Genomic DNA, 25,056 nt, shown 5'->3' with positions numbered 1-25,056 from the left:
TGTAAAAGCCAGTTTAAACCGCCAAATTCCTTTGTTTTAAAAGCAAAAGGAAAGGGCGTTAAAATAATGTACTTCATAAAATACATAAGCAAGAACAGAGGGCTTAAGCATACTCGAAAAGCTAGGGTTTCGTCCCATATTTTGCGTAAATTTTCTCTATTTCACCGTTTTCTGACATTTCATGTAAAACACGGCTAAGCTCTTGCTGAAGCGAAGATAAGTTGGGTTGTAAACGCATGGCGACGGGTAATTCACTGACCGTCATCACCGGTGCTAAGTGGATTTTATGGTTTACTTTTTGGTAATAAAGCGCGGTTGCTTCACCCATGATGGCATAATCAATTCGACCATGATTTAGTTGCGTTAATAACTCGAGTTCAGAGCGCGCATCGACTTTTAAAATTTTATTTTCTGCAAAGTGTTGTTCAAATGCTCCATAGCGATAACCTCGAACCACGCCTAACACTTTACCGTAGAGATCCCCCGGAGCTTTCTCTTGGTTGCGTGTTTTACTGATAACAACTTCGCGAGAAGAAGCATAAAAGTCACTATAAATACCAGGCGTTTTTGTATGACGACGCCAAAGAGGATTGACCCCAGGTTCAATATCTATCTTGCCTTGATCAAATAAATTAAGGCCTCGAGCAACAGAAAAATTTACAAAATTAAACTGATGGCCTGTTAATTCAGAGATACGGTTAAAGATATCAGGGAAAATCCCCTTCACTTTTTTGTTTTCAACAAAACTATAAGGAGGGTTGGCGCTGTGATAACTAAGCACGGTATAGCTTTCTGCTTTTAACAAAAAACTAAATAAGCAGCTTATAAGAAGCAATGAGCGAAACATCTTATCTCCCTTTATTAACAACATTAAGTATAGAAGTTGATGAACAATTCGCTCGTTTAAAATTTTAGCTAAGACTAGTGCGCCTACTTATTAAAAAAAGGCTGCATTGTGATGCTTTTTATTCCTAATTAATGAGTTAGCTAACAGCTTTAAACAACTAACAGTTATTAGCACCATTAATATTTTTGCGTTAAGTTATTGAGTGTTCACTTTGGCTATGTTTTTTTTGAGCCAAATAAAATAACAATTCCAATAAGTTTTGGTTCAACAGAAGAAGACACTGAGATGGCAAATAAAGTATTTATTGCAACAAGCTTAGATGGCTATATCGCTGATAAAGATAATAAAATTGATTGGTTACATCAATTACCAAACCCAACTGGAGATGACCTTGGTTTTGATGCTTTTTTCGAAGGCATTGATGCCTTACTAATGGGCAGAAACACCTTTGAAATGGTACTTTCTTTTGATGTTGATTGGCCTTATAGCAAACCAGTATTTGTTCTTACCAACACATTAACGCAAGTACCCAAAGGCTTTGAAGGCAAAGTTTTTTTAGTTAATGGTGAGCTGCAAAACATCGTTAAAAATTTAACTGAACTTGGCTATCACAACTTATACATCGACGGTGGCAAAACCATTCAAAGCTTTTTAAAAGAAGACCTGGTTGATGAAATGATCCTGACACGAATTCCTGTTCTTTTAGGTAGTGGTTATCCATTATTTGGTGATTTACCCGAACCTTTAGGCTTTAAACTATTGGAAAGTCAGATGTATATCGATACAGTGGTGCAAAACCATTATGTAAGAGATAGGTAATGCAGTATCCCAATGCACTGATTGCAGGCAGTAAAATTGCTGTTTGTGCATTTTCGTCCGGCGTGGCTGAAGCATTTCAGCCAAGATTAACCTTGGCACTCGACCATTTTGAAGCATTAGGCTTTAAGCTTGTGCTAGACCCCAATTTAAACCATAACCACCAGCATGTCAGCGCACCTAAAGAAATACGTACCTCACAACTAATGCAGTACCTCCTTGATGACAGTATTGATGCCATTATGCCACCATGGGGCGGCGAATTTGCAATGGAATTACTCGATTTACTTGATTATGACAAGTTAGCAGCGGCTAAACCAAAATGGATTATTGGTTTTTCAGATGTTAGTACCTTGCAAATTGCCCTTTCCATTCGCCTAGGTTGGGCGAGCATGCACACAGCTAACTTAATGCAGCTTGTTCCCAATCAGCAAGATAATGTAACACAGGCGTTTTACCACGCAATTACTTTGGGTAAAGGGGAATGTTTTTCTCAGACCCCATCTAACTATTTTGAGAAAGAACATAGCAATATCATTGAAAACCCAGAAACTCCCTATAATTTAACTGAACGGACAAACTGGCAAACCTTAAACTGGCCCAATAAAAGCGTTTCTGGACGGTTAATTGGCGGTTGTTTAGATACCATTATTTTTACCTTAGATAGCCCTTATTTTGACCTTGCAAGCTTTTGCGAAAGCTACCAGCAAGATGGCGTTATTTTATACATTGAAAACGCCGAATTATCACCTACGGCATGGCTTCGCGCATTGTTGATGCTAAAGTTTAGAGGGCACTTATCACGTATCAATGCACTTTTAATTGGCCGCCATGCTGGAGCAATTGCCGATAAACAGTTAGATTTTTACCAAGCGTTAAAACAAGCTGAAATTCACATACCTATTATATTTGATATGGATATTGGCCACCAAGCACCTAACCTCACGCTTATCAATGGCGCACTCTGCGAGATAACTCCTGAGCTTGAGCTTAAGCAAACGCTCATTTAACGCAAAAACATTGTACTTAAGCGCAAAGCTTTTTAGCATGCGTTAGTGCGCTCAAAAATAGAATATTAGGAACATACAATGAAAAAACGTAACCTTTCGCTTGTTGCGATAGCGACGGTATTCGCTTTATCGGGCTGCGGCGAAAAGTCAGCACCTATTGCAACAAATACCGCTCCTGTAGTCGAGCAGACAATTGCTGCAGAAAATAAAAACGATAATGCGATTCTTGCTGAATTCAGCGGCCCTTATAATGGGGTGCCAGCATTTGATAAAGTTAAATTGAGCGAACTAAAGCCTGCATTTGATGCAGCAATGGCGCAGAAATTGGCTGAAGTAGATGCAATTGCAAATAACCCTGAACCGGCAACTTTTGAAAATACTATTGCTGCATTAGAGCGCTCTGGTAGTTTATTAAGCCGCGTTTACACTTACTATGGCATTTGGCGCTCAAACGTATCAAGCGCAGAATTCCGCGCTATTCAAAAAGAAATGGCGCCAAAGCTTTCGGCTTTCAATTCAAAAATTACACAAAACGAAAAACTCTTTGCACGTATTAAAAACGTGTATGAAAGCGAAGCTCTTAAGTCACTTTCAGCAGAGCAACAACGCGTTACTTGGTTAACTTACAACAGCTTCGCACGTAATGGCGCTACCCTAGACAAGCCATCAAAAGCGCGCTTTGCAGAAATCAACCAAGAACTTGCAGGCCTTCACACTAAGTTTGCTAACAACGTATTAGCAGATGAAGAAAACTATGTAGTATTTTTAACGCAAGAGCAGCTTTCTGGATTACCTGAATCACTGGTTTCTGCCGCAAAAGCTGCTGCGAAAGAGCGTGGCAAACCAGAGCTGTTTGCTATCACCAACTCTCGCTCATCAATGGATCCGTTTTTAACCTACTCAGATGAACGCGCACTGCGTGAACAAGTATGGAAAAACTACTATAACCGTGGCGGTAATGGTGATGAGTACGATAACAATCAAACCATTAAAGACATCTTAACGCTTCGTCATGAGCGTATGCAGTTATTAGGTTATGAAAACTATGCACAGTGGCGTTTAGAAGACCGTATGGCAAAAACCCCTGCAAATGCCAAAGCATTGATGGATAAAGTATGGCCAGCGGCAATTGCGCGTGTTGAAGAAGAAGTTGCTGATATGCAAGCGATTGCTGACAGCGAAGGCGCAAATATTAAGATTGAACCATGGGATTACCGCTATTACGCAGAAAAAGTACGTAAAGCCAAATATGACCTAGATTCAAACGAAGTTAAGCAGTATTTACAGCTAGATAAACTACGTGAAGCAATGTTTTATGTTGCAGGTCGTTTATTTAATTTTGACTTTAAAGAAGTGGCTGCAGGCTCTGTTCCGGTATTCCATGAAGATGTGCGCGTATGGGATGTTACAGACAAAACCACCGGCGAGCACATTGGTCTTTGGTATCTTGACCCGTTTGGCCGTAAAGGTAAACGCTCTGGTGCCTGGGCAACAACCTATCGTAGCCACACAACATTTGATGGTAAGAAAACCGTATTGTCATCAAATAACTCTAACTTTGTTAAAGGCCCTGAAGGTGAACCAACTCTGATCTCTTGGTCAGATGCTGAAACCTACTTCCATGAGTTTGGTCATGCGCTGCACTTCTTATCAGCGACAGTTACTTACCCTAAATCGCATTCAGGTGTGCGTGATTACACTGAATTCCAATCGCAATTACTTGAGCGCTGGTTAACAACGGATGAAGTGATTAACAACTACTTGGTTCACTACAAAACGGGTGAAGCAATGCCTAAAGAGCTAGTGGCTAAAATCAAGAAGTCAGCAACCTTTAATCAAGGCTTTAAAACGACAGAATATTTAGCATCGGCAATTATGGATATGCTATATCACACAACCGATCCGGCAAAGATTGACCCAGCTAAATTTGAAAAAGAGCAGCTGGATGCGATTGGTATGCCAAGTGAACTTGTGATGCGCCACCGCAGCACGCACTTTGGTCACATTTTCTCAGGCGAAGGCTATTCAGCGGGTTATTATGGCTACTTATGGGCGGAAGTACTGACATCAGATGCATCGGAAGCATTTGCTGAGGCACCAGGTGGTTTTTACGATAAAGCGTTAGCTGACAAACTTGTTAAGCACTTATTCTCTATCCGTAATGCAATGGACCCAGCAGAGGCATATCGTTTATTTAGAGGACGTGATGCTGAAGTTGAAGCGCTGATGCGTGACCGTGGTTTCCCGGTAAAATAACCGAGTAACTCAATAAAAATGCCGCGATTATCGCGGCATTTTTTTAATTTCAAATTTAATGTATCAACTAAAAATACGTTAATACGTTTTTTGAACAAACATTAACGATGCTGCCCAAACTGCTTTGCCATTGTCGTTAAACGCTCAGCTTCATTTAACAGTTTTTCAGTTGACTCATAAGCATGTTCAGACGCTTCAAGTGTTTCTTTACTGGCGTTATCAATATTAATTACATTTTTTGTAATTTCATCAGATACTGCTGACTGCTCTTCTGCAGCTGTGGCGATTTGTGCACTCATATCGGTAATAGTATTTACCGCGTCCAAAATACGGCTTAGCGACGCTTTAGCAAGCTGTGCTTGCTCGGCACTTTGCTCTGCACGACTTTGCCCTTGTTGCATTGCCGAAACAGCCTCGCCAGCAGATTGCTGCAATGTAGCGACCATTTGCTGAATTTCTTCGGTTGAAGATTGGGTGCGCGCAGCAAGTGTGCGAACTTCATCAGCCACAACCGCAAAACCACGGCCTTGCTCGCCCGCCCTTGCAGCTTCAATCGCCGCATTAAGTGCAAGTAAGTTGGTTTGCTCTGCAATGCCACGGATAACATCAACCACAGTACCAATTTGCTGACTGTCTGAAGCAAGTTTGTTAATAACTGCTACGGCTGATTCCACTTCGCGTACTAACTCGTTAATATCTGCAGTGGTTCTGTCAACAACTTGCTGACCTTCAACCACTTCGTTATCAGCAACTTGAGTCGCTTCAGCAGTTAGTGAAGCGTTTTGTGCCACTTCTTTAACTGTGGCAGACATTTGATTTATCGCCGCTGCAACTTGCTCAACTTCACGATTTTGTTGCTGCATTAATTGATTAGTTTTTTCAGCAGTATCCATCGTGCTATGTGCAACGGTATCTAACCCAGTGGTTGCATCATTAATACGCCATACTATGGTTTCTTGTTGCGTTTGCAGCATTTTGATTGTGAGCTGTAACTGACCTAACTCGTCGGTTCTACCAGTGTACACTTGCTTAGCAATATCGTTATCAAACACCTCGCGCGCTTTCTTTGCTGCAGTTTGATAAGGCTTTGCGATTAACCCTGAACAAACTGTAAATAGAATAAAAGCAAAGATTAAAGGCCAAAGGTGACTAAGCGATAAGCCAAACATTAAAGCAACTAACGCTGGAATAGCCACTGAAAGTACACTTGAAACAGTCAATTTACCCATCAAGTTAAACGACAGTGCACTTGATAGCTTTTGACCAATACTTGGACCATTGTTAACCGCACCATAAAGCGCTTTAGCGCGTTTCAGGTATTCTTCTTCAGGTTTTAAACGAACTGATTGATAACCGACAATTTTTTGCCCTTCCATCACTGCAGTAATGTAAGCATCTACCCAATAGTTATCACCGTTCTTACAACGGTTATCTACAATACCCATCCAAGGTTTACCTTGTTTGATGGTATCCCATAGATCTTTAAAAGCCAGTGCTGGCATACCAGGGTGACGGACAATATTATGACCGTGACCGATAAGTTCTTCGCTTTGATAGCCACTGATGTCAATAAAGTCTTGGTTTGCGTAGGTAATACGACCTTTCAGATCGGTGGTTGAAACAATTCGTTGCGACGACTTTAACTTTACTTCACTTCCTGTGAGGGATTGATTTTTTTTCATAACACGCGCCAATAAAAATCAGAAAAATTATCTAGTTAAATAAATTGTAGTACACAGTAAGCGTACTGCAGCTTTTTCAGAGTACAATTCGGGGGAAGCTAGTATACACAGATCTAATCAATTGATACGTCAGACAAAAGCACTAAAAAAGCCCGCATTTGCGGGCTTTTTAATTAAAATGAAATAATTACTTCATTTTTCTACGACGGATAAACGCCAGTGGTGCAGCTAATAGAGCTAGCCAACCAAATGAACCTGACGATTTCTTTGTTTTAGGTGGTGTTACTGGCTCTGGTAATGGATTTTCATTCACATCTGTTACCATAATCTTCACCATAGCTGGCTCAGAAATATTACCAGCAGTATCTGCAACAACCACTTCCATTTCGATTTCAGTTAGGCCTGCTTCATAATCAAGTACTGATTTATCAGCTACTGTAATTTCACCTGATTGTTTATCAAGTTTGATTGCAGTTGATGTTTGGTTAACTACGATAAACTCAGCAACAGGGTTCGCAAATTGTGCTTCAAAGCTAACATCTAACATGCCAATCACAGTGCCATTTTCAGAATTTTCAGCGATTGAGAATTCTGCATCAGCAAGCATCGGTGCAACACGCGCATCCGCCATTGGTGTTGCAATCGTCGTGCTTATTGTATCTGATAAGATCATAAAGTCTTGGCCTGCATGTGCCATATAAGCCGATTCACCTGAGGCTAAACTTTCTACTATGTTACCTTCAGCTGTTTGCAGCTGAGCAATGACTTGCGCTGGCGCAAAAGTGTACTCTCCCTTTGCATCATCCAATGAATCAACAAAGGTGTAGTAATAGATAGAATTTTCGATACGGAAACGAACATTCGCAGTAACTTGGCCAATATTTTCAGCCGTAACACCAAATGCATCAGCACATGCATAAAGAGTAAGATTGTCACTGCCAGTACTATGCCCTAATAGTTGAACGTCTAAGTGACCCCAATCATTATAAGTATGTGTCCAAGTCACTTGTAGTGGAGGTAGCACTTCACCAGGGCGAGCAAAAAACTCATAGTTATCATTTTGCATTGTGACATCGTAAACACCATCTTGGTCAACATCAAAGTCCACCATAAAGCCACCAGCAAAACTGTGGTTTAAGCCATCCGCTAACACCATAGTCGCAGCTGTAATATAACCACTTGGACATGCCGAAGTCGCGAAGGTTTCGATAGAGCCTGCAACAATATCAAGGGCTTCATCTGAATCACCTTTCGTATCTTCAACAGTCACCGGTACTAAGCTCGGAGATACAGTAGCTGCACCTACGTTTTTAACCATTTGTGCTACACCTGAGTCCATTTTCACAGGTTCAAACGCCATTTTAGCCGCGGCTTTAGGCAGCACATGATACACAAGATGGAATGCTTTTTCGCCACCTTCTGAAAATTCTAATGCACCATCAAGTTCAAGTGTTGTTAAGTCAGTAGTTGACGCCGCATCGGCAACACTTAGGGCATCAAGATTCCATTCAGGTAGTTTAGCTGGGTCAATTGTGAGTGTTACATCAAACTCGACTGTTTGTCCCGCCGGTACAGTTATCGTTTCAGGATGAGCAAATGATAACGCACCGCGCTCCATATCGTCTGCAAAACGCTGTGAGAAACTAAGTGAGTAAGTTTTAGCAGTTGATGAGAAATTTTTAATTTCAACCGTTTTAGTAAGATTCGTTGATTCTGATAAATTAACTAGACCAAAAGATAATGCCGCTTGACGGGTATCTTTTGCCCACGCAGCCACAGGCAGTGCAACTGCTTTTTCAACATCAACTAAACCAGCACCAATATAACTAATTGGGGCAAGCTCTGTATCTGGATTAGTTGCTCGAGGAGCCATTGTAACGTCTAAATTGGCAGTATTCATAAGCGTTGCTTTTCGCTCGAATGCGTTACGCGCAGGTAATGCTTCTTTAAGAATACTAATAGCACCCGCTGTAATTGGGCCAGAAAACGACGTCCCCGTTGCACCCGATAAACCATCGCCTGTGCCTGGGTGAGCTGTCATAATGTTCACACCTGGCGCAGTAATTTCAGGCTTAAGCAGACCATTCATAGATGGGCCGCGCGAAGTAAACGACGCGATGGCGCCAGAAGTAACAACAACTTCAATATCAATTGAGAAAACACCAGACTCTTTTAATGCCATTCCTGCTTGATAAGTTAAACCTACAGAAGGAATAGTTACCTCTGTGCTGCTGCCCCCCATTGGTGCTGGTGTGCCATCATCATTATTATTAGCAATAAATACAAAAGCAGCACCTTTCTCTTGAGCCATCAATACTTTTGTTACGAACGCACAGTCACCGCGATCAAGTACAACTGCTTTGCCAGTAAAGTCTGTACCATCTACAAATGCTTCACATGCAGTTTGGTTTGTGTCAGGATAAACCACTTCAAGATCTGTATTTGATAAGCTATATGCTTCTTGAGGGCCAAAAGAAGCTGTTTGAATAATCGCTTCTTCACCATTAATTGTACCACTAGAAATTAATCTTTCATCAGTAGGGTGTGTCATTGCGCCAACTGATAACGCATTCTCAGTCGTACTTGGGCCACCGACAATAAATGGATAAGCACCGTCATTACCTGCTGAGATAACAACAGATGTGCCTAGCTTTGACGCTTCATTAATCAACAAACTAACGGCATCTCTTTGCGTAGCAATATCACCGTAAGAGCCACCTAGTGACATATTAATCACATCAACACGGTCCGAGATATCACCGTCACCGTTTGGATCCATCGCGGCTTCGATTGCGGCGGCTTGTGAAATACCAGGACAGCCCCCGCGACAAACCGCATAGGCATATAGTTCTACATTCGGTGCAATGCCTGAAACTGAGTGTGCAACATGCGTACCGTGACTGGTACCGGCATCAATTGGGTCTGGATCAGGAAAAGTCTTATCATCTCCATCACCTAATGCATAAAAATCGTAACCACCTTTTACTTGGCCTTGTGGCCATGAAACTTCATCCATAGGATCTTGTGCTGCAGCTGCATAAGCTTCTGCTGTACCTTCACCACCAAATGCTGCGTGGGTATAATCAATACCGGTATCGAGTACCGCAACTTTGACATTTTCACCTGAAGCAATGCCTGCAGCAACCACAGGCGTTGCTTTAATGTAATCAGCACTATCAGCCACATGTAATTCAGAATCATAAATAGGGAAGATTTCTTTTACTTCATGATTTGTTTTTAATTGTTCTACGTCTTTTCTGTCACCTGTTACGAGTAAGCCATTTACCAATTTCGAGGTTTTAGCAACAATAGTCAGATTAAGGTCCATAGATTGGATTGCAGATTCAACGATCGATTGTGACGCCATAATTGATGCTGCTTGACGTGAAACACTAGTTCTGGCGTTAGTTACCTGTGCGATTGAAGGTGTTTTTAATTGAATTAACCAACCTGTTACGACTCTTATTTCTTTATGAGATGCATTTTTAACAAGACTTGAATCAAAATTAGAAGGCTTAACATAGTCAAGCTGTTTTAGTGTACTCGCATTTACCGCTGTTGAAGCAATCGCTGACGCGACGGATAAAGCAATTAGTGTTCTCTTCGTTCCGAATGTTGTCATTGTGACTTCCCTCTAGGAAATTAATTTTAGATAAACCTTTTATTGGACAACTAAAGTTAACAACTTGAATGATGAACAGCAACACTCTATTTACAAATGTTTTCACTTTAAACATTTTTTGCATATTTTTGATCTACCGATTCAATTAAGAGTTATTAATTATTACAATCTCATATCGACTGAAAAAAGCTGCAACTATGAATCACACTCCATCACTTTATATTGGCATTATGTCAGGGACTAGCCTTGACGGAATAGATATTGCAATTGTGGAAATTATTGAAAACCAAACGCGCTTAGTTGCGAGCTTGGAAACCCCCTTTACGGCAAAATTAAAACAACAATTACACTCACTTATCACATTAAAGAAATGTAACCTTGCTGACATAGGGGTTATCTCTCACCAACTTGCAATTGAATATGCTGATGCGGTCAATGCTTTGCTTGAGAAAGAACATCTCAAATCATCAGAAATTAAAGCGATAGGCGTTCATGGTCAAACGGTTTTTCATAATCCGATAGGCGATCATGCTCATTCATTACAACTAGTTAATGCAAGTGTATTAGCCACTAAAACAAGTATTGATTGTGTTCATAATTTCCGTGAAATGGATATTGCACTTGGCGGCCAAGGTGCACCTTTAGTGCCATTGTTTCATCAAAGTTTACGTTCTCAGTTACCTCTAAACTTGCCAGAGCAAGCCCTAGTTTTTGCTAATATTGGAGGGATCGCAAATTTATCTCTTTGTGATGAAAATGAATTGCTTGGATTTGATTCAGGCCCAGGGAATACCTTAATAGATAGCTTCACAAAAAAAATCTTTGATAAAGAATTTGACCTCAATGGCGCGTTCGCGCGAAAAGGGAAAATTAATCAAGCCTTGCTAAAAACTATGCTAAACGACCCTTATTTTTCAGCTGAAATACCTAAAAGCACTGGGCGAGAATACTTCAATTTAGCTTGGCTTAACTCTTTTAATGAGTTAACCAATCTGTCGCCTTATGATACTTTGGCGACACTCACCGAGCTCACAGCTATTACTTTAACGCAACCTCTAACAGCCAAAAGAGGGTTGCTGATTTTATGTGGTGGTGGAGCTAAAAATTCGCTTTTAGTTGAGCGTATTCAATACCATTTATCAAATTGGCGTATTGCAACAAGTGATGAATTTGGTATCAGCGCAGACTTTATGGAAGCGATGGCATTTGCTTGGATGGCTTATCGGACTATTAATAAACTGCCGTCAAATGCCCCTTCTGTGACAGGTGCCAAACAGGCCGCAGTGCTCGGGCAAATCACTTTCGCTCCTTAGCTATTTGTTGGTGCAAAGTTGCACCAAGATAATCAACCCCACCTTGGCTAAAATTCTAATTGACTGATTATATTAAACTTTTATTTTTGGCACATATTTTCCATTATCAATACAAATGAAAGGAGATGCCACAATGAAATCAATTAAAGAAACTTACTTACTGTTGTATCAAATTTGTCATTTAAATCTGCGTCAATGGGACGTTGAGCAGAGTCATAGTGCTAATGACGATAGTTATCGATAAGCGAATTGAATAGCATTACAGTATTTCACTCTGCTCATTAGTTGCTGCATATATCCAACAGGGTTTGCCCTCTTTGGTGGTTGCATTTATTCGGGTATATTCAGCAACTTCATAACTATCCGCCTTTGCAAGCTCATCAGCCGTTAGCAAAAAACAACTTCCTTCAACCTCGTCTTGACTATTTCCGGTAAACACCAAGATAGGGTGATACGCTTTACCACTTTGTTTGACCACTTGCTCGTCATTTATTTTAATTTCAGACAAACAATACTCTGTAAGAATTGCTTTTTCGCCTTCTAATTTGCGACCAAAGTTAGCTTGTTGCACATTTTCTTGTTGCAAAGTGCCATAACTAAATAAGCGCTCCATACCTAATCCTTTCGATTTTTGTTAAAGTAAATAAAACAATTAAAAACCTGTAGAAACATGTCAGAAGTTGGTTTCGGATGCAATCACTATCGCATTGCTTTTTATGTGGAAAATGCTCCTTTATATTCTCATTTTGCATCTCCACAGAACTTGATAGCGCTTCCTAAAGGTGCAATTAAAGAAATAGGCACAACATGCGGAAACGGCTGGCGAAAACAATTCAATGTATTTGCCAAGTTTATTTATACACTGCACCCAAGCGTATTTAACGGACGAGAAAAAGAAACAACTTGGCAGAAATACCGCGACAATCACTTACTTCAACAAAACTCATCTACAGCATTACTTTTTAGTCCTCCCGATCTAAGTAAAGAAAATGTCCTTCATATTATAGCGGGGCGCAGTTATGCAAAAAAATTAATTAATGAAAGATTGCTTAATAGCGAACTCTGTTGGTTAAACCAAGAGTTTGCATTTAATTGTGAAGATAAAGTCTTGGTATGCCCTTTTCTCGACTACCGCCAGCTATCCAATATTAAAATCGATTTTCTAGCGCAAATGTGCCACCAACTTGTTCATTCCAATGCCATTGAACTTGATCAGTTTCACTTACCCGAAATGTAATACAAAAAACACATAAAAATACTTGGAAAATAAGCACGCAAAGGAATTTTGACTACAATTATTAAAAGCTTATTGTCAACTTAGTCAATGGAATTGTTATCTTGGTAAGGAACTTGGTCAAAAACATTGCGGTCTCAGCAGATACTGTGCTTGAAAATGTACCCATAGGTTTGTTTGTGGCTAAACCGAATGGCGAGTGCATTTTTGCAAATCATGCTTTGTATAAAGTACTGAACTTAAAAAATACCAATATTGTTGGCAGTAGCTATATTTCTGCCATGCACACAGATGACAGGCAACGCGCAATAAAACATTGGTATGCGTGCACCGCTAAAGGTAAAAACTTTCACTATACATTTCGCTCCGCATCAAAAAACAAAAATAAATTACTCGCAATTCATGCTGAACCGCTTTATGAAAATAAACAGCTAGTAGCATATTTAGGCATTATCGAAGATGTAACCGTCCTAAATGAAACCGAACGAAAACTTTATTTAAGCCAACAGCGTTATGAACTAGCTGCAAAAGGTGCTAGTGCTGGTGTATGGGATTGGGATATCGTTTCAAACGAAGTTTTTTACTCAACCAAATTCACCGAATTACTGGGCTTTGATAACCTCGCTTTTGGCAATGAATTTGCTTCATTCACTGAGCAAATTCACCCAGATGATATTGCACAATTTAATGCCAACCTAGATGTTCATTTTTCCGACCCATTTGAAGTATTCGATATCGAAGTGCGTATGTACAGCGCAAAACAACATGAACTTTGGTTTCATATTGTAGGTGAAGCACTGCGTGATGAGAAAGGTGAACCCTATCGCATGGTTGGCTCCATGTCAGATATCACCGAGAAAAAACAATCACAGCAAGTTATCTGGCACCAAGCTAATTTTGATGCGTTAACACAATTGCCAAATCGCAATATGTTTACTGATAGGTTAAATCAAGAAATCATCAAGAGTAAACGCTCTGGAGACAAATTTGCACTTCTTTTCATTGATTTAGACCATTTCAAAGAAGTAAACGATACCCTTGGTCATAATGCAGGCGACTTATTACTGGTTGAAGTATCAGAGCGTTTAAAAGTTATTTTAAGGGAAACGGATACAGTAGCACGCATAGGTGGAGACGAATTTACAGCTCTTCTTTGCAGCATTCATAGCATGGCTGATGTTGAAAACATTGCAGGTAAGCTAATTCAAGCAATTGAGATGCCTTTTTACATTAACAATGAATCCATCTTCATTTCAGCAAGCATCGGTATCACTATTTTTCCAGATCACAGTGAGAAAATGGAAGAGCTACTGCGCTTTGCCGACCAAGCGATGTACTTGTCTAAAGAAGAAGGGCGTAAGCAGTACCGTCATTTCAATAAAAAACTACAAGAGAAAACTGAAAAAGCTCACTTACTTACACAAGAATTACGTCTTGCGGTTATTAATCAACAATTTGAAGTGCTTTTTCAACCTATTCTTTCCATCTCAGATATGACAATACATAAAGCAGAAGCCCTTATTCGCTGGCATCACCCTGAGCTTGGCATGGTGAGCCCAGCTGAGTTTATACCGTTAGCTGAAACTTCAGGGATGATCATAGATATCGGCAATTGGGTTTTTCAGCAAGCAGCAGAACAAGTTAAAAAGTGGCAAGAAGCTTATGACGAAAACTTCCAGATTAGTGTTAACCGTTCACCTGCGCAGTTTCAAGTAAACACTACACAACATGATGTAATATGGCTCAACACCTTATTACAACTCGGATTAAAACACGGTATTTGTATTGAAATTACAGAAGGTCTATTACTTGACGATGATGAAGTGATTAAAGAGACATTAAAGAAATTTCAATCTGCAGGTGTGGCTATTTCGCTTGATGATTTTGGTACAGGCTATGCCTCGTTATCATACTTAACCAAATTTGATCTCGATTATTTAAAAATAGATCGCGCCTTTGTGATGAATTTAGAGCACTCAAAGCAAAACCAAGCACTATGCGAAGCTATCATTGTTATGGCGCATAAACTTGGCTTAAAAGTAATTGCTGAAGGGGTAGAAACAGCCGAACAACTGACTATTTTGAAAGCCGCGGATTGCGATTATGCACAGGGTTATTTTATATCAAAACCAATAAACCATATTGCATTCGATAAGGAACTAGCAAGCAAGGACCCATTCTCTGTAGTAACCAGACTTACCACGATGGACTGTAAAAAAATTTCATTGAGGTGTTATTTTTGAATAACGCCTTTATCTGCAAGTTCAAGTGTCACTGAACTCACACCATCAAGTTGTTTAAGCGCATCAACTAATGGTAATAAGTCACGGTTACTTTGAGACTTTAAGATGTAATACTCTTTATATGCTTGCTTGATAATTAAGTCGTTATCTTTGTTGAACTGTTCAAAATCAACATCACCCGACAACTTAACAATTATTTCGCCAGTCACGGTATACGCATTAAAACCGCTCTCATCAAACACATCTAAACCTGGCACTACTTTGTTAGCACCATTAGTTCTAAACGTTTTATCGTTCACAACAACTTCTGACTGATTTGATTCAAGCTGGTCAACTGGGGTAATCGTTAACCCTTTAAATTGATCAGCGTTATTTGCCACTGCAAATTGTGACGTAACTGCAAAAGCTACAATCAAAAATACTTTTTTCATTTTTTACTCCTAGTGACCAATTACACGTAATGACCAATCTTTTAATACGCCATTTTCCGCATTGTTTTCACGGTTAAAGCCTACTAAACCAAGCGCAGCATGATAGCCCAGTGTATAGCTACTACCTTTATCTGTATCAATTACTTTTAACTGCCACTCACCTTTAGCTGATTCACCGTAAAAATGATTGCTTAGCATCAGGGTATTTGTGTAACCACCTTCTGTAGTACCTAACCAGCCAGTACGAGCACTCATTAAAATTGAACGAGTGCCTGAAGGCGAAATTAGCTCAATCGCTAAGTCACGTAAACGTGTATGATCAATGTTTAATTTAACTTGAACAGCTTCAACGGTAACATCTTGCTCAAAGGCAAGTTTACTTGTCGCACCTGTTAGGCTCGCATCTGGAATTTCAGTATTCGCTGTTTGTAATTGCCAAGGCGTAATTACTTGCTCAGGGAGTGCTGTTGTTGGTGAGAAAAGTGCCTGATATACAGCATCATCCACATCTACAGCACCAAAGCCATAATACTGATGAAAGTTATAACCCGCCGCATTTTGCTGCCACGCAGGGATCGCATTATAAGTAACTAATTCACCCTCAGAGTTTTCGAAAGTCAAATCAATACCTGGATGTTCTGCATCAGTTTTACGTGCCGTTTGCGCTAAAATATGACGAATTTGACGCGCATTTAATGCATGATTTGCAGACATAAGATTTGCAATAGCCCCAGAAGTATTTGGCGCAGCTGACGATGTACCATTCATCGTACCCGTATAATCACAGTTTGGATCTAATTCAGTACCACCGTGCAATGCATTGCCATGCTCACCGGCAACATTGCTACCTGCATCGCACCCTTGTAAGTCGATTGTCACCATTGCTGGAGCCGCTTCACCAAATTCGCCACCAGGCGCTGCTACAAATACGTTCGAACCAACAGAAGAGTACGAGCTTAGTTTGCCTTCAGCATTAAGTGCTGAAACCACTAAGTTCCAATGGTTATTGTTATCTGATGCAATATTTGCATTGTGGAATGGTAAACCTTGGTTATTGAAGAACTGGTTGTTTTCATAAGGTAAAACTAAAATGCGATAACCTCGGTAGTAAGCATTATATACTTCAAATGAGTTACCAGCAGATTTTACATATACAGAACCGCGTCCCCAGTGACTATCTTCAGTAATATCTTGATATACTGTGTCTTGCAGTTCTTGCCACGGATCAAGCGAGTAATCATGGATACGTGGGCTTGCTGGCGTACTACCATAACTTTGGTTAAATACTCGAGGATCTGTAAAACGGTCTAACTGTCTAAAATCTTCTGACAAACCATGCGCCACCAACCAATTACCTACTGTCTGATTTGGTAAATAGTTAAAACCAACAATATTTGCATGCGGTGCAACGCCACGGCCACCTAAACCATTTGCTTCTGTTGCTGCAATTAAACCAGCTACCGATGTACCATGGCCATTATTATCTTGTGGATAGTTCGAACCATCACCAAGGTTAATAGAACCATCAACCACATTAGCTCTTAAATCTGGGTGATCAATTTCCACACCAGAATCAATTACCGAAACGGTAATGCCGCGGCCTTTAATACCCATTAAATGGGTAAAATCTAAATCGAGATCATTGCCAGCAACACCTGCTGATTGCGAAAAGCCTGTCTGGCCAGTATTTTGCAGGTGCCACTGCTGTGACACAAGCGGATCTCCCGCTACAAGCGGAAAAGTAGAATCTGTTATTTTTGCTATTGCTGGCGTGCAGGCAAGCATAATACTTGCAGCCAACAAGGATGTTTTTATTTTCATTTTGTCCCCTGAAATAAGTTTCCCCTTTAATCGGGACAATCATTAAAAACCCAGAAGACAAAAAAAGAAACTCTTACCAGTTTCCTGTAAAAGAAAAGAGCAAAACAAACATAAACCATTGATTTAAAACAAAATAACAATGACAGCGCTGTCTTTTTTAAGTTCTTGGGAAAATCTTAAGTTATTGAAAAATAGCAATTTACAATCATTTACAACTATTTAACAAAAATCACATAAGATATATCTGTGCGCTATAACAAACCATTATTTTGCTGTTTTATCTGTGTCTGATGGCTGTTTAGGCAACCACTGGTAAAGATGCGTAATATGACAACGATCGGTTCCTTGATGTCGCGCTTTTACTGTTATACGGTCGCCTTTTTTTAAACAGTGTGCAAAACCATAAGCACCGAGTGTCAAATGTGCATTTTGCACATCACAAGTTGACGTCAAATCAACTTTATATTTTTGACGATAGTTATCAATGATAAATGAATGACTGGCACCGTCTAACGACTGCCAACGGCCTGTTGAAGAAGGAAAACATACTTTTTCAACCTCTTCACCCTGTCTTAGCCAGTTTTCCTTATCAGCCAACGTTTGCTCATTGAAAGAAGTGCTACAAGCAAGCTGTAAAAGGCAGGCGCTCGATAAGGTCAATTTCCGTAACATAGATCCACTCCCTATGGGTGTTACCTTTCAGTTCAAATTAGCAACAAAGCATAAAGTTAACAACATTATTTGCAAAGCATATTTGGTTTAGAGCTTCCACTTGAAGTACATCCCCCATACTTTAGTTCTTCAGTACTCTAATAGCCTATACACATTAGCAACTACATGTTTGTTTGCATCATTTTAACTTACCTTGGTTTTGATAACTAAATGACTAATCACCGACTAGTCAGTTATGAATCCGTTTTAAATAACTTCTTTCGTACCAATAAGCGATAATCTGATGGGGTTTGTTTCAGTTCACGTTTGAAAACTTTAGTTAAATAACCTTGATCAACATAACCAACCGCGACAGCAACATCTTGCACTGTTAGGTTAGTTGATGCGAGTAACTCCTGAGCCATTTCTAGTCGCATTTTTTGTAAATAATGATTTGCGGTGGTGCCTGTCGCAGCTTTAAAACGTCTTGATAATGTTCTTTGGCTAATGCCAAATTGTTCCGCCACATCTAATAACGATACATCATTGGCTAAGTTGTTCTTTAGCCAAAATTGAATTTGCGCAATTAGCTCATCTGGGTGCCTATCAACTGCTCCCTCTAAATAGCGCTGCTCTTCGTATGGTCTGCGAATTTCATGTGAGAAATTACGCTCTACATTTTGCGCGGCATCTCGACCAAATAATTGTGCAATTAAGTAAACCATAATATCAGCTAGCGAATTCAAACTTGCAGCACAGAAGATACGTTCAGATTGAGTAATAAAGAACTCAGGTTTAAGGTCAACTAGTGGGTAGTCTTTACGAAATTGTTTGGCGTAATGCCAATGAGTTGTAGCCGCGTGATTATCTAATAACCCTGCTTCTGCCAATAAGCAATTACCTGTTCCCACACCGACAATAGTGGCACCTTGCTGCCATTGTTTAGCCAAATATGAAATGGCAGCACGATTTTGTTTTATCACCGGGCGTGGATTTCGCCAAATACCGGGCACAATAATAAAGTCAGCAGCATCATCACAATGCACGGTTAGGTCGGGCAAAAATGCACAACCTGCACGACACTTAATAACTTCTTGATGATTTGCAACAAACTTAATATCTAGGCTTTTGAAGCGCCTATCGTGACAAGATGCCTCACCCGCTTTTAGCATTTCAACGGGTAAAGTGACACTGGTTGCCAGTACTTGAGGGTAAAGTAACAGCCTTACTTTTGTTTTTTTTGTCATATTCACTGCTCAAACCAGTTTGGAATGGCCATATAAACCAAAATTATGACCAATTAAACACAAACAAAAAGCTAAAATCAAAATAAACTGTACCTAAATAACACAAATTTTATAAATTTAGGGTTTTTATGACTGCATTACCTATTGTTGTTGGAATGGGTGGTATTAATGCCGCAGGACGAACTTCTGCTCATCAAGGATTTCGTCGTATCGTTTTAGACAAGCTAACTCAAGAAGCACGACAAGAGACATTTCTTGGTCTTGCTACTTTAATGAATTTAGTTCGCCAAGAAAACGGAGCATTAGTTGATCATGAAAATCAGCCGATCCTCGCTTCAGCTATTGAAAGCAAGTATGGTGAGCAAATTCTAGCTGGTACACTCATTCGTAAGATAGAAGAAAATCACTTTGACGTTGATGCAACACATGGTCATCAAAAAATGACGGTTGTACCAAGTGATGGTGAACACATCGTTTTCGAAACAAGTGCCCGTCATTTGCCTTCGCCTGTTCCTAGAGACTGGCAAGTAGAGCCCCTTGAAAGTGGAAAAGTAAAAGTATCAATTTCAGGTGAGTTATCGTTAAAACACGATACTTTCCGCGATAATCCAATTAAAGCGGCTGGTCAATTTCCAACAGGATTTGATCCAAGCACTCTTTACAATAGCCGCTATCAGCCTCGTGGCTTACAAGCGACCATTTTTGCAGCAACCGATGCGATTAAATCAACAGGTCTTGATTGGGATGCTGTTTTAGCTGTAGTTGACCCAGACCAAATTGGCACCTATTCAGCATCCGTTGCAGGGCAAATGCAAGATGAAGCATTCGGCGGCATGATGAAAAATCGCCTTAAAGGTGACCGTGTTAGCACAAAAAACCTAGCACTTGGTTTAAATACTATGTCGACTGATTTTATCAACGCTTATGTAACCGGTAATGTAGGTACAACTTTTACAACATCAGGTGCCTGCGCCACATTCTTATACAACTTACGCGCAGCAGTGCACGATATTAAAGCTGGACGCACACGAGTTGCGATTATAGGCAGTGTAGACTGCGCCATTACTCCTGAAATCGTTGAAGGATTTGGCAATATGAGTGCGCTTGCCAATGTAGATGGTTTGAAAAAACTCGATAACAGCGATACTCCAGACTTACGCCGCACTAGTCGCCCATTTGGTGAAAATTGTGGTTTTACAATTGGCGAAGGTGCGCAATTTGCTGTGCTAATGGACGACGCGCTTGCACTTGAGTTAGGTGCAGATGTAATGGGCTCGGTACCAGATGTATTCGTTAATGCAGACGGTATTAAAAAATCAATTACAGCGCCAGGTCCTGGTAACTATATTACCATGGCAAAATCTGTAGCACTTGCTAGCAGCATTTTAGGTGAAGAAGCAGTACAAAAGCGCAGTTATATTCTTGCTCATGGTTCAAGTACACCGCAAAACCGTGTCACTGAATCCCTAATTTATGACCGTGTTGCAAAAGCATTCAATATTGATAATTGGAAATTAGCAGCACCGAAAGCATTCGTTGGCCATACAATAGGCCCTGCAAGTGGTGACCAAATGGCAATGGCGCTGGGTATTTTCAGCCACAACATCATGCCAGGTATTACCACAATTGATAAAGTTGCAGATGATGTTTACGCCGAGCGACTAGATATTCGCACGGAGCATTATGCTTGTGAAAGCCAAGATATTGCATTTATTAACTCAAAAGGTTTTGGCGGTAACAATGCCACTGCACCGATGTTTTCAGCAAATGTCACGCTTGAGATGCTTACGAAACGCCATGGTGAAAGTGCTATAACACTTTATCGCGACAAACTTGCATCAACAAAACAAAATCAAGCGGCCTATCACAATGCTGCTAACAATGGTGAATATGAGCTAATTTATCGTTTTGGTGATGGTTTGATCGATGAAAATGAGATTGAACTAACACAAGACACAATTTCGCTGCCAGGATTCGCACATACTGTGAAATTAACTGCAGCAAACCCTTTCGATGATATGGTGTAAGCAAATTCATTCTCCTTTGTAAAAAGGACACTCTGTCATCTCCTAAAGGCGCTTTATGCGCCTTTTTACTTTTTTATCATCTAAAAGCCTTATTTTTTCTCACTAGCCTATAAAGCGAAGGCAAAAACAGGTAAAGTAACTACCTTAGAAAGAGTTGAAAATATCGCCTTTCTAGCCATAATTAGAATAATAAATTACGCCACATCAAACATGAATTTTAAACTGCTTTATATCTTGCTGTTTCTTACGTTTTCAGTGACTGCTAAGCCTATTTATCAGTATGTAAAAAGCGATGGTTCCATTGCTTTTACCGACCGAAAACCGGTAAAACACAGCTACAGTGTCTATCGAACAGGTTGCTATGCTTGTCGATTACGCTCATCTCTAAATTGGTATAAAATCCCTATCTATCCAGATAAATATCATTTCGAAATATCAAAAGCTAGTAAGCAGCATAATGTTGACCCCGCATTAGTAAGAGCGATGATCCATGCAGAATCGGCCTTTAAAGCCAATGCGCGTTCGAAAAAAGGCGCTGTGGGGCTAATGCAATTAATGCCAGCAACAGCAAAATATATGGGTGTGAAACGTCCAGCTCAACCAGAGCAGAATATTTTTGGTGGTGTAAAATACTTGTCTTATTTGCTTGAAAAGTTTGATGGTAATATTCGCTTAGCAACCGCAGCTTATAATGCAGGGCCAAATGCGGTAAAAAAGTATAAAGGCATACCACCTTTTGCAGAAACAAAAGCGTATGTTGAAAGGGTGGGAATTTTACATAACCGCTATCGTGTAGCGCTTAATAAAAAGAAACGGAAAGTCTCACCAAGCTAGATGAGAAAACTGTGGTAGTTAACTAACCCACCACAGTAGTACTAATGCAAAAATCACCACACTTAATCGGATAAGAGGTCCTTTAAGTGTTTCAAGGGTATTGCCCTTTAGCTTGTTTATTGCAGCTTGCTCTGTACATGCAGCCACTTTATCAATATAGCTATAACCTGATTTTTCATAGCTTTTGCAAATTGCTTTGTCTGCAGGGATCGCTTTTAGCTCATCACCTTTTTTTAGGATATAAAAATCCATAACGCACCGTTATTTTTATTTCTCTAACCAATACCAACTTAGGTATTTTTGCACTAGGCAAAAAAGTGGCGGCTATTAAATACTAAGTAACGGCAAAGTGCAATACACAATTAGCAATAGTGAATAAAAATCATAAGTTAAATCGCTATTTCGATAGATAATTTAAAATTGCGCAATAAGATAAACGTTAAAAAGATAGACTAAATAACGAGATAGGTAGGCACAAACAAGTAGACTACCTATAACGAAAGAGATATGTGATTTGCATCTTTATTAAGTTAATAAGGTATAAAAATAAAGCCAATAGGCCACAAAAACGAATAGCAATGCAGCCACAATTTTATATTTGCGATTTTGACCATATTTACGCTTTGCCTCTGCTAATGCTAATTTTTCATTGCAACAACTGGTTTTTTCTAAGAAGCGGTAGCCTAAATTTAGGTAAGTTTCGAACAGTTTTCTATCCGCTGGAATAGCTGCTAACTCTCTGTTTTTAGCAAGAATAAAATACTCCATAAAACACCTCATTCTTTCACTGTTTTCCTTACCTTAACTAATTTCAACTTAATGCCAGCTTAATTGAATTACAAAGTTTCACATTTTATTAGCATTTTCTGCTAAGTCACTGCGTAATTTGTTGTTATTATCAGCATCGCAGTATCAAAGAGAGTTCGCTATGCGCCATTTAAACTTCTTAGCACATTGTTGTTTTTTACCAAGCATGTTGTTTGCTATGTGTGCCAATGCGCATGCATTAGAAGTAAAAATTGGCCAAAGCCATTCCGATTTACCGCTAGACCAGTCAGGCACACTGACTAGTGTTGCACCTAGTGGCTCTTATATTTCATTAGTTCACGACATTAATGAAAGTTTTCGCATCAGTCTTGATTACATTGATTGGGATAAAACGAAAATTTCAGGCAAATTAAACGAACTGACTATCGATTCAGTTTCATATGCTTCAACACTCACTTATTTTGTCGATAGTTTTGCCGTGTCTGCCAACTACACCTATTGGCAAAGTGATTACAATGAGTCTTTTTTAAATCTGCCTATCAATGAACAAACGACCTATGCCCCAAGTTATGGTCTTGCCATTGGCTACGGAATATTTTTAGATGAGTGGGTTGTAGAGCCTTCGATATCTCTTCAATACAATGAATGGCGATATCGCAATAAATTGGTTAAAGAAAATGATTTGGGCTTTGCTTTTACCGATTCGCTAGAAGATGAAACCATAGTGTTAAGTGCATTGCTTTCAGCGTCAAGGGTAATTCAAATAACGCCTGATCAGTACTTGCTCGCTGGTGGCATAATTCGCTGGAATGAACTCTTTCAGGATGATGGTCCCAAAAGGCCAGAGGGTGTTCTAAGCTTCGCCGGTAGACAATCCCACACCTACAACAGCGATGATGATTACGCCGAACTAAGTTTATTTATCACTTACGATATTACACCTGAATGGATGATCGAGCTTGATACTAGCCTCGCCTTTTTACCTAAAGATGATTATTCAAGTTTTAGCTGGCGTATTGGATATCGTTTCTGAACACCTCTTCCACATTAAAATTCACCCCATTACAAAACTGTCACTTTTAAAAGTTTCATCGATTTAAATCACAACTCATCTTAATCATCATTCATGTTGTGAATGTTTAAAATATAATTCATATATCACTTTTATTTTAAAGTGTTATGTTAAATAGCCTGCAATTTTAGTTTAGTAAATAATAGTTAACCTGAGCACGGGTTAAGAAGTTAAAGTACTTTGAAATATATTAGCTATGTTGTTTCATACTTTCTAGCTTGATAGTTTTTCTTAGTACAAGGCAAATTTGTGCGTCAATAGCGAGTCTATTGCAAACAAATTTAACGCAGTAATAAGTAAAAGTAGCTGCTAGAAAGTAATTTATTACCCCGAGTTCAGGTTAGTTATTAAAAACCCAGTATGTTAACACTAGCCGTTTTTGCTATGACTTGTTAGAATCAGGCAACTAAATTTCCTGCGAAAATAGAGAGTGAATTAAGATGGGAAGAGCGTTTGAAGTTCGCAAGAACGCGATGGCAAAAACAGCAGCCGCAAAAACAAAAGTAAACTCTAAATACGGTAAAGAAATCTATGTAGCGGCAAAAAATGGCGGTGCAGAACTAGATACTAATTTAACGTTAAAACGCCTTATCGAAAAAGCAAAGAAAGACCAAGTACCTGCGCACGTAATCGACAAAGCGATTGAAAAAGCAAAAGGCGGTGCTGGCGAAGATTATCAACCAGCACGCTACGAAGGTTTCGGCCCGGGTAACTGCATGGTTATTATCGACTGCTTAACCGATAACCCTAACCGTACCATCAAAGATGTTCGCTTAGCATTTACCAAAACCAATTCAAAAATCGGTGGTCCTGGCACTGCGGCCCACAGTTTTGATCACCAAGCCGTATTTGCTTTTGAAGGTGATAACGACGAAGAAGTACTAGAAGCGCTGATGATGGCAGATGTAGACGTAACTGACGTGGAAGTTGAGGATGGTGTTGTCTCTGTTTTTGCTCCCCACACAGAATTCTTTAACGTTAAAACAGCGTTAGGTGAAGCATTTCCTGATGTGAAGTTAGATGTGGAAGAAATTACCTTCGTTCCACAAACAAACGTAGACATTGAAGGCGATGATATCCCGCTTTTCCAAAAGTTTATGGATATGCTTAACGACAGTGATGATGTACAAAACATCTACCATAACGCTATCGTAAAAGGCTAATTATTAGTTAACTAAAAAG

At 39.7% G+C, this 25,056-nt stretch carries 20 protein-coding genes; 10 read left to right on the top strand and 10 right to left on the bottom strand.

Annotation, left to right across the window (positions count from 1 at the left end):
- Positions 1–121: 121 nt before the first annotated feature.
- Positions 122–847, bottom strand: a complete 726-nt coding sequence (locus tag ON073_RS07995; RefSeq protein ID WP_274761363.1) for a substrate-binding periplasmic protein — start codon at positions 845–847, stop codon at positions 122–124.
- Positions 848–1,132: 285 nt separating this feature from the next.
- On the opposite strand from ON073_RS07995, the gene ON073_RS07990 reads away from it, so the two are divergent.
- From ON073_RS07990 to ON073_RS07980, 3 genes are all read left to right on the top strand, one after another.
- Positions 1,133–1,666: a dihydrofolate reductase family protein gene (locus ON073_RS07990; protein ID WP_274761362.1), complete on the top strand. Its 534-nt coding sequence runs from the start codon at positions 1,133–1,135 to the stop codon at positions 1,664–1,666.
- The gene (locus ON073_RS07985) at positions 1,666–2,673 is read left to right on the top strand and encodes a S66 family peptidase (protein WP_274761361.1); all 1,008 of its coding nucleotides are present in this window, start codon (positions 1,666–1,668) and stop codon (positions 2,671–2,673) included. Before ON073_RS07990 ends, ON073_RS07985 begins: the two co-directional genes overlap by 1 nt.
- A gap of 78 nt (positions 2,674–2,751) precedes the next feature.
- Complete coding sequence (locus ON073_RS07980) at positions 2,752–4,929, top strand: M3 family metallopeptidase (protein ID WP_274761360.1); 2,178 nt, start codon at positions 2,752–2,754, stop codon at positions 4,927–4,929.
- A gap of 101 nt (positions 4,930–5,030) precedes the next feature.
- On the opposite strand, the gene ON073_RS07975 is transcribed toward ON073_RS07980, so the two are convergent.
- Positions 5,031–6,611, bottom strand: coding sequence for a methyl-accepting chemotaxis protein (locus ON073_RS07975; protein ID WP_274761359.1), 1,581 nt, complete (start codon positions 6,609–6,611; stop codon positions 5,031–5,033).
- A gap of 187 nt (positions 6,612–6,798) precedes the next feature.
- Positions 6,799–10,233, bottom strand: a complete 3,435-nt coding sequence (locus tag ON073_RS07970) for a S8 family serine peptidase (protein WP_274761358.1) — start codon at positions 10,231–10,233, stop codon at positions 6,799–6,801.
- A 197-nt stretch (positions 10,234–10,430) separates the two neighbouring features.
- On the opposite strand from ON073_RS07970, the gene ON073_RS07965 reads away from it, so the two are divergent.
- Positions 10,431–11,546 carry an anhydro-N-acetylmuramic acid kinase gene (locus ON073_RS07965; RefSeq protein WP_274761357.1) on the top strand — a complete coding sequence of 372 codons (1,116 nt, stop codon included), beginning with the start codon at positions 10,431–10,433 and terminating at the stop codon, positions 11,544–11,546.
- Positions 11,547–11,805: 259 nt separating this feature from the next.
- Here ON073_RS07965 and ON073_RS07960 read toward each other — a convergent pair whose 3' ends face one another.
- Entirely contained in the window at positions 11,806–12,159 is a 354-nt protein-coding gene (locus ON073_RS07960) for a gamma-glutamylcyclotransferase family protein (protein WP_274761356.1), read from the bottom strand.
- A gap of 57 nt (positions 12,160–12,216) precedes the next feature.
- Here ON073_RS07960 and ON073_RS07955 point away from each other — a divergent pair, with 57 nt between their 5' ends.
- On the top strand, positions 12,217–12,783 hold the full coding sequence (locus ON073_RS07955; RefSeq protein WP_274761355.1) for a DUF6942 family protein: 567 nt from the start codon (positions 12,217–12,219) through the stop codon (positions 12,781–12,783).
- A 113-nt stretch (positions 12,784–12,896) separates the two neighbouring features.
- Complete coding sequence (locus tag ON073_RS07950) at positions 12,897–15,023, top strand: bifunctional diguanylate cyclase/phosphodiesterase (protein ID WP_274761354.1); 2,127 nt, start codon at positions 12,897–12,899, stop codon at positions 15,021–15,023.
- On the opposite strand, the gene ON073_RS07945 is transcribed toward ON073_RS07950, so the two are convergent.
- The 4 genes from ON073_RS07945 to ON073_RS07930 all read right to left on the bottom strand — a co-directional run bounded on the left by ON073_RS07945 (position 15,014) and on the right by ON073_RS07930 (position 19,173).
- A complete protein-coding gene (locus ON073_RS07945; protein ID WP_274761353.1) occupies positions 15,014–15,454 on the bottom strand; it encodes a hypothetical protein in 441 nt (146 codons plus the stop codon). The two genes, ON073_RS07950 and ON073_RS07945, sit on opposite strands and share 10 nt — an antisense overlap.
- Before the next feature lie 9 nt (positions 15,455–15,463).
- Positions 15,464–17,275: a S8 family serine peptidase gene (locus ON073_RS07940; protein ID WP_274761352.1), complete on the bottom strand. Its 1,812-nt coding sequence runs from the start codon at positions 17,273–17,275 to the stop codon at positions 15,464–15,466.
- 264 nt (positions 17,276–17,539) lie between these two features.
- Complete coding sequence (locus ON073_RS07935; protein ID WP_274761351.1) at positions 17,540–17,947, bottom strand: DUF6491 family protein; 408 nt, start codon at positions 17,945–17,947, stop codon at positions 17,540–17,542.
- 233 nt (positions 17,948–18,180) lie between these two features.
- On the bottom strand, positions 18,181–19,173 hold the full coding sequence (locus ON073_RS07930; RefSeq protein ID WP_274761350.1) for a GlxA family transcriptional regulator: 993 nt from the start codon (positions 19,171–19,173) through the stop codon (positions 18,181–18,183).
- Positions 19,174–19,301: 128 nt separating this feature from the next.
- Here ON073_RS07930 and ON073_RS07925 point away from each other — a divergent pair, with 128 nt between their 5' ends.
- Both ON073_RS07925 and ON073_RS07920 read left to right on the top strand, forming a co-directional pair.
- Positions 19,302–21,200 carry a beta-ketoacyl synthase gene (locus ON073_RS07925; RefSeq protein ID WP_274761349.1) on the top strand — a complete coding sequence of 633 codons (1,899 nt, stop codon included), beginning with the start codon at positions 19,302–19,304 and terminating at the stop codon, positions 21,198–21,200.
- A gap of 210 nt (positions 21,201–21,410) precedes the next feature.
- Positions 21,411–22,034: a lytic transglycosylase domain-containing protein gene (locus tag ON073_RS07920; protein ID WP_274761348.1), complete on the top strand. Its 624-nt coding sequence runs from the start codon at positions 21,411–21,413 to the stop codon at positions 22,032–22,034.
- An 18-nt stretch (positions 22,035–22,052) separates the two neighbouring features.
- On the opposite strand, the gene ON073_RS07915 is transcribed toward ON073_RS07920, so the two are convergent.
- Positions 22,053–22,286, bottom strand: coding sequence for a hypothetical protein (locus tag ON073_RS07915; protein ID WP_274761346.1), 234 nt, complete (start codon positions 22,284–22,286; stop codon positions 22,053–22,055).
- A gap of 273 nt (positions 22,287–22,559) precedes the next feature.
- Positions 22,560–22,802 carry a hypothetical protein gene (locus tag ON073_RS07910; RefSeq protein WP_274761345.1) on the bottom strand — a complete coding sequence of 81 codons (243 nt, stop codon included), beginning with the start codon at positions 22,800–22,802 and terminating at the stop codon, positions 22,560–22,562.
- Between the two features lie 160 nt (positions 22,803–22,962).
- Here ON073_RS07910 and ON073_RS07905 point away from each other — a divergent pair, with 160 nt between their 5' ends.
- Both ON073_RS07905 and ON073_RS07900 read left to right on the top strand, forming a co-directional pair.
- Positions 22,963–23,835 (top strand): autotransporter outer membrane beta-barrel domain-containing protein, encoded by an 873-nt coding sequence (locus tag ON073_RS07905; RefSeq protein WP_274761344.1) that lies wholly within the window; start codon positions 22,963–22,965, stop codon positions 23,833–23,835.
- A 479-nt stretch (positions 23,836–24,314) separates the two neighbouring features.
- Positions 24,315–25,037 (top strand): YebC/PmpR family DNA-binding transcriptional regulator, encoded by a 723-nt coding sequence (locus tag ON073_RS07900; protein WP_274761343.1) that lies wholly within the window; start codon positions 24,315–24,317, stop codon positions 25,035–25,037.
- Positions 25,038–25,056: the final 19 nt, after the last annotated feature.

Origin of the sequence: Pseudoalteromonas sp. G4, from assembly GCF_028875915.1 — a bacterium.
Lineage (GTDB): Bacteria > Pseudomonadota > Gammaproteobacteria > Enterobacterales > Alteromonadaceae > Pseudoalteromonas.
Note: the sequence above shows the minus strand (reverse complement) of the source record. Positions and strands in the feature narration are given on the sequence as shown.

Coding starts and splice junctions, on each gene's coding strand:
- ON073_RS07995 (WP_274761363.1), bottom strand. CDS start 847: ATGTTTCGCTCATTGCTTCTTATAAGCTGCTTATTTAGTTTTTTGTTA.
- ON073_RS07990 (WP_274761362.1), top strand. CDS start 1,133: ATGGCAAATAAAGTATTTATTGCAACAAGCTTAGATGGCTATATCGCT.
- ON073_RS07985 (WP_274761361.1), top strand. CDS start 1,666: ATGCAGTATCCCAATGCACTGATTGCAGGCAGTAAAATTGCTGTTTGT.
- ON073_RS07980 (WP_274761360.1), top strand. CDS start 2,752: ATGAAAAAACGTAACCTTTCGCTTGTTGCGATAGCGACGGTATTCGCT.
- ON073_RS07975 (WP_274761359.1), bottom strand. CDS start 6,611: ATGAAAAAAAATCAATCCCTCACAGGAAGTGAAGTAAAGTTAAAGTCG.
- ON073_RS07970 (WP_274761358.1), bottom strand. CDS start 10,233: ATGACAACATTCGGAACGAAGAGAACACTAATTGCTTTATCCGTCGCG.
- ON073_RS07965 (WP_274761357.1), top strand. CDS start 10,431: ATGAATCACACTCCATCACTTTATATTGGCATTATGTCAGGGACTAGC.
- ON073_RS07960 (WP_274761356.1), bottom strand. CDS start 12,159: ATGGAGCGCTTATTTAGTTATGGCACTTTGCAACAAGAAAATGTGCAA.
- ON073_RS07955 (WP_274761355.1), top strand. CDS start 12,217: ATGTCAGAAGTTGGTTTCGGATGCAATCACTATCGCATTGCTTTTTAT.
- ON073_RS07945 (WP_274761353.1), bottom strand. CDS start 15,454: ATGAAAAAAGTATTTTTGATTGTAGCTTTTGCAGTTACGTCACAATTT.
- ON073_RS07940 (WP_274761352.1), bottom strand. CDS start 17,275: ATGAAAATAAAAACATCCTTGTTGGCTGCAAGTATTATGCTTGCCTGC.
- ON073_RS07935 (WP_274761351.1), bottom strand. CDS start 17,947: ATGTTACGGAAATTGACCTTATCGAGCGCCTGCCTTTTACAGCTTGCT.
- ON073_RS07930 (WP_274761350.1), bottom strand. CDS start 19,173: ATGACAAAAAAAACAAAAGTAAGGCTGTTACTTTACCCTCAAGTACTG.
- ON073_RS07925 (WP_274761349.1), top strand. CDS start 19,302: ATGACTGCATTACCTATTGTTGTTGGAATGGGTGGTATTAATGCCGCA.
- ON073_RS07920 (WP_274761348.1), top strand. CDS start 21,411: ATGAATTTTAAACTGCTTTATATCTTGCTGTTTCTTACGTTTTCAGTG.
- ON073_RS07915 (WP_274761346.1), bottom strand. CDS start 22,286: ATGGATTTTTATATCCTAAAAAAAGGTGATGAGCTAAAAGCGATCCCT.
- ON073_RS07910 (WP_274761345.1), bottom strand. CDS start 22,802: ATGGAGTATTTTATTCTTGCTAAAAACAGAGAGTTAGCAGCTATTCCA.
- ON073_RS07905 (WP_274761344.1), top strand. CDS start 22,963: ATGCGCCATTTAAACTTCTTAGCACATTGTTGTTTTTTACCAAGCATG.
- ON073_RS07900 (WP_274761343.1), top strand. CDS start 24,315: ATGGGAAGAGCGTTTGAAGTTCGCAAGAACGCGATGGCAAAAACAGCA.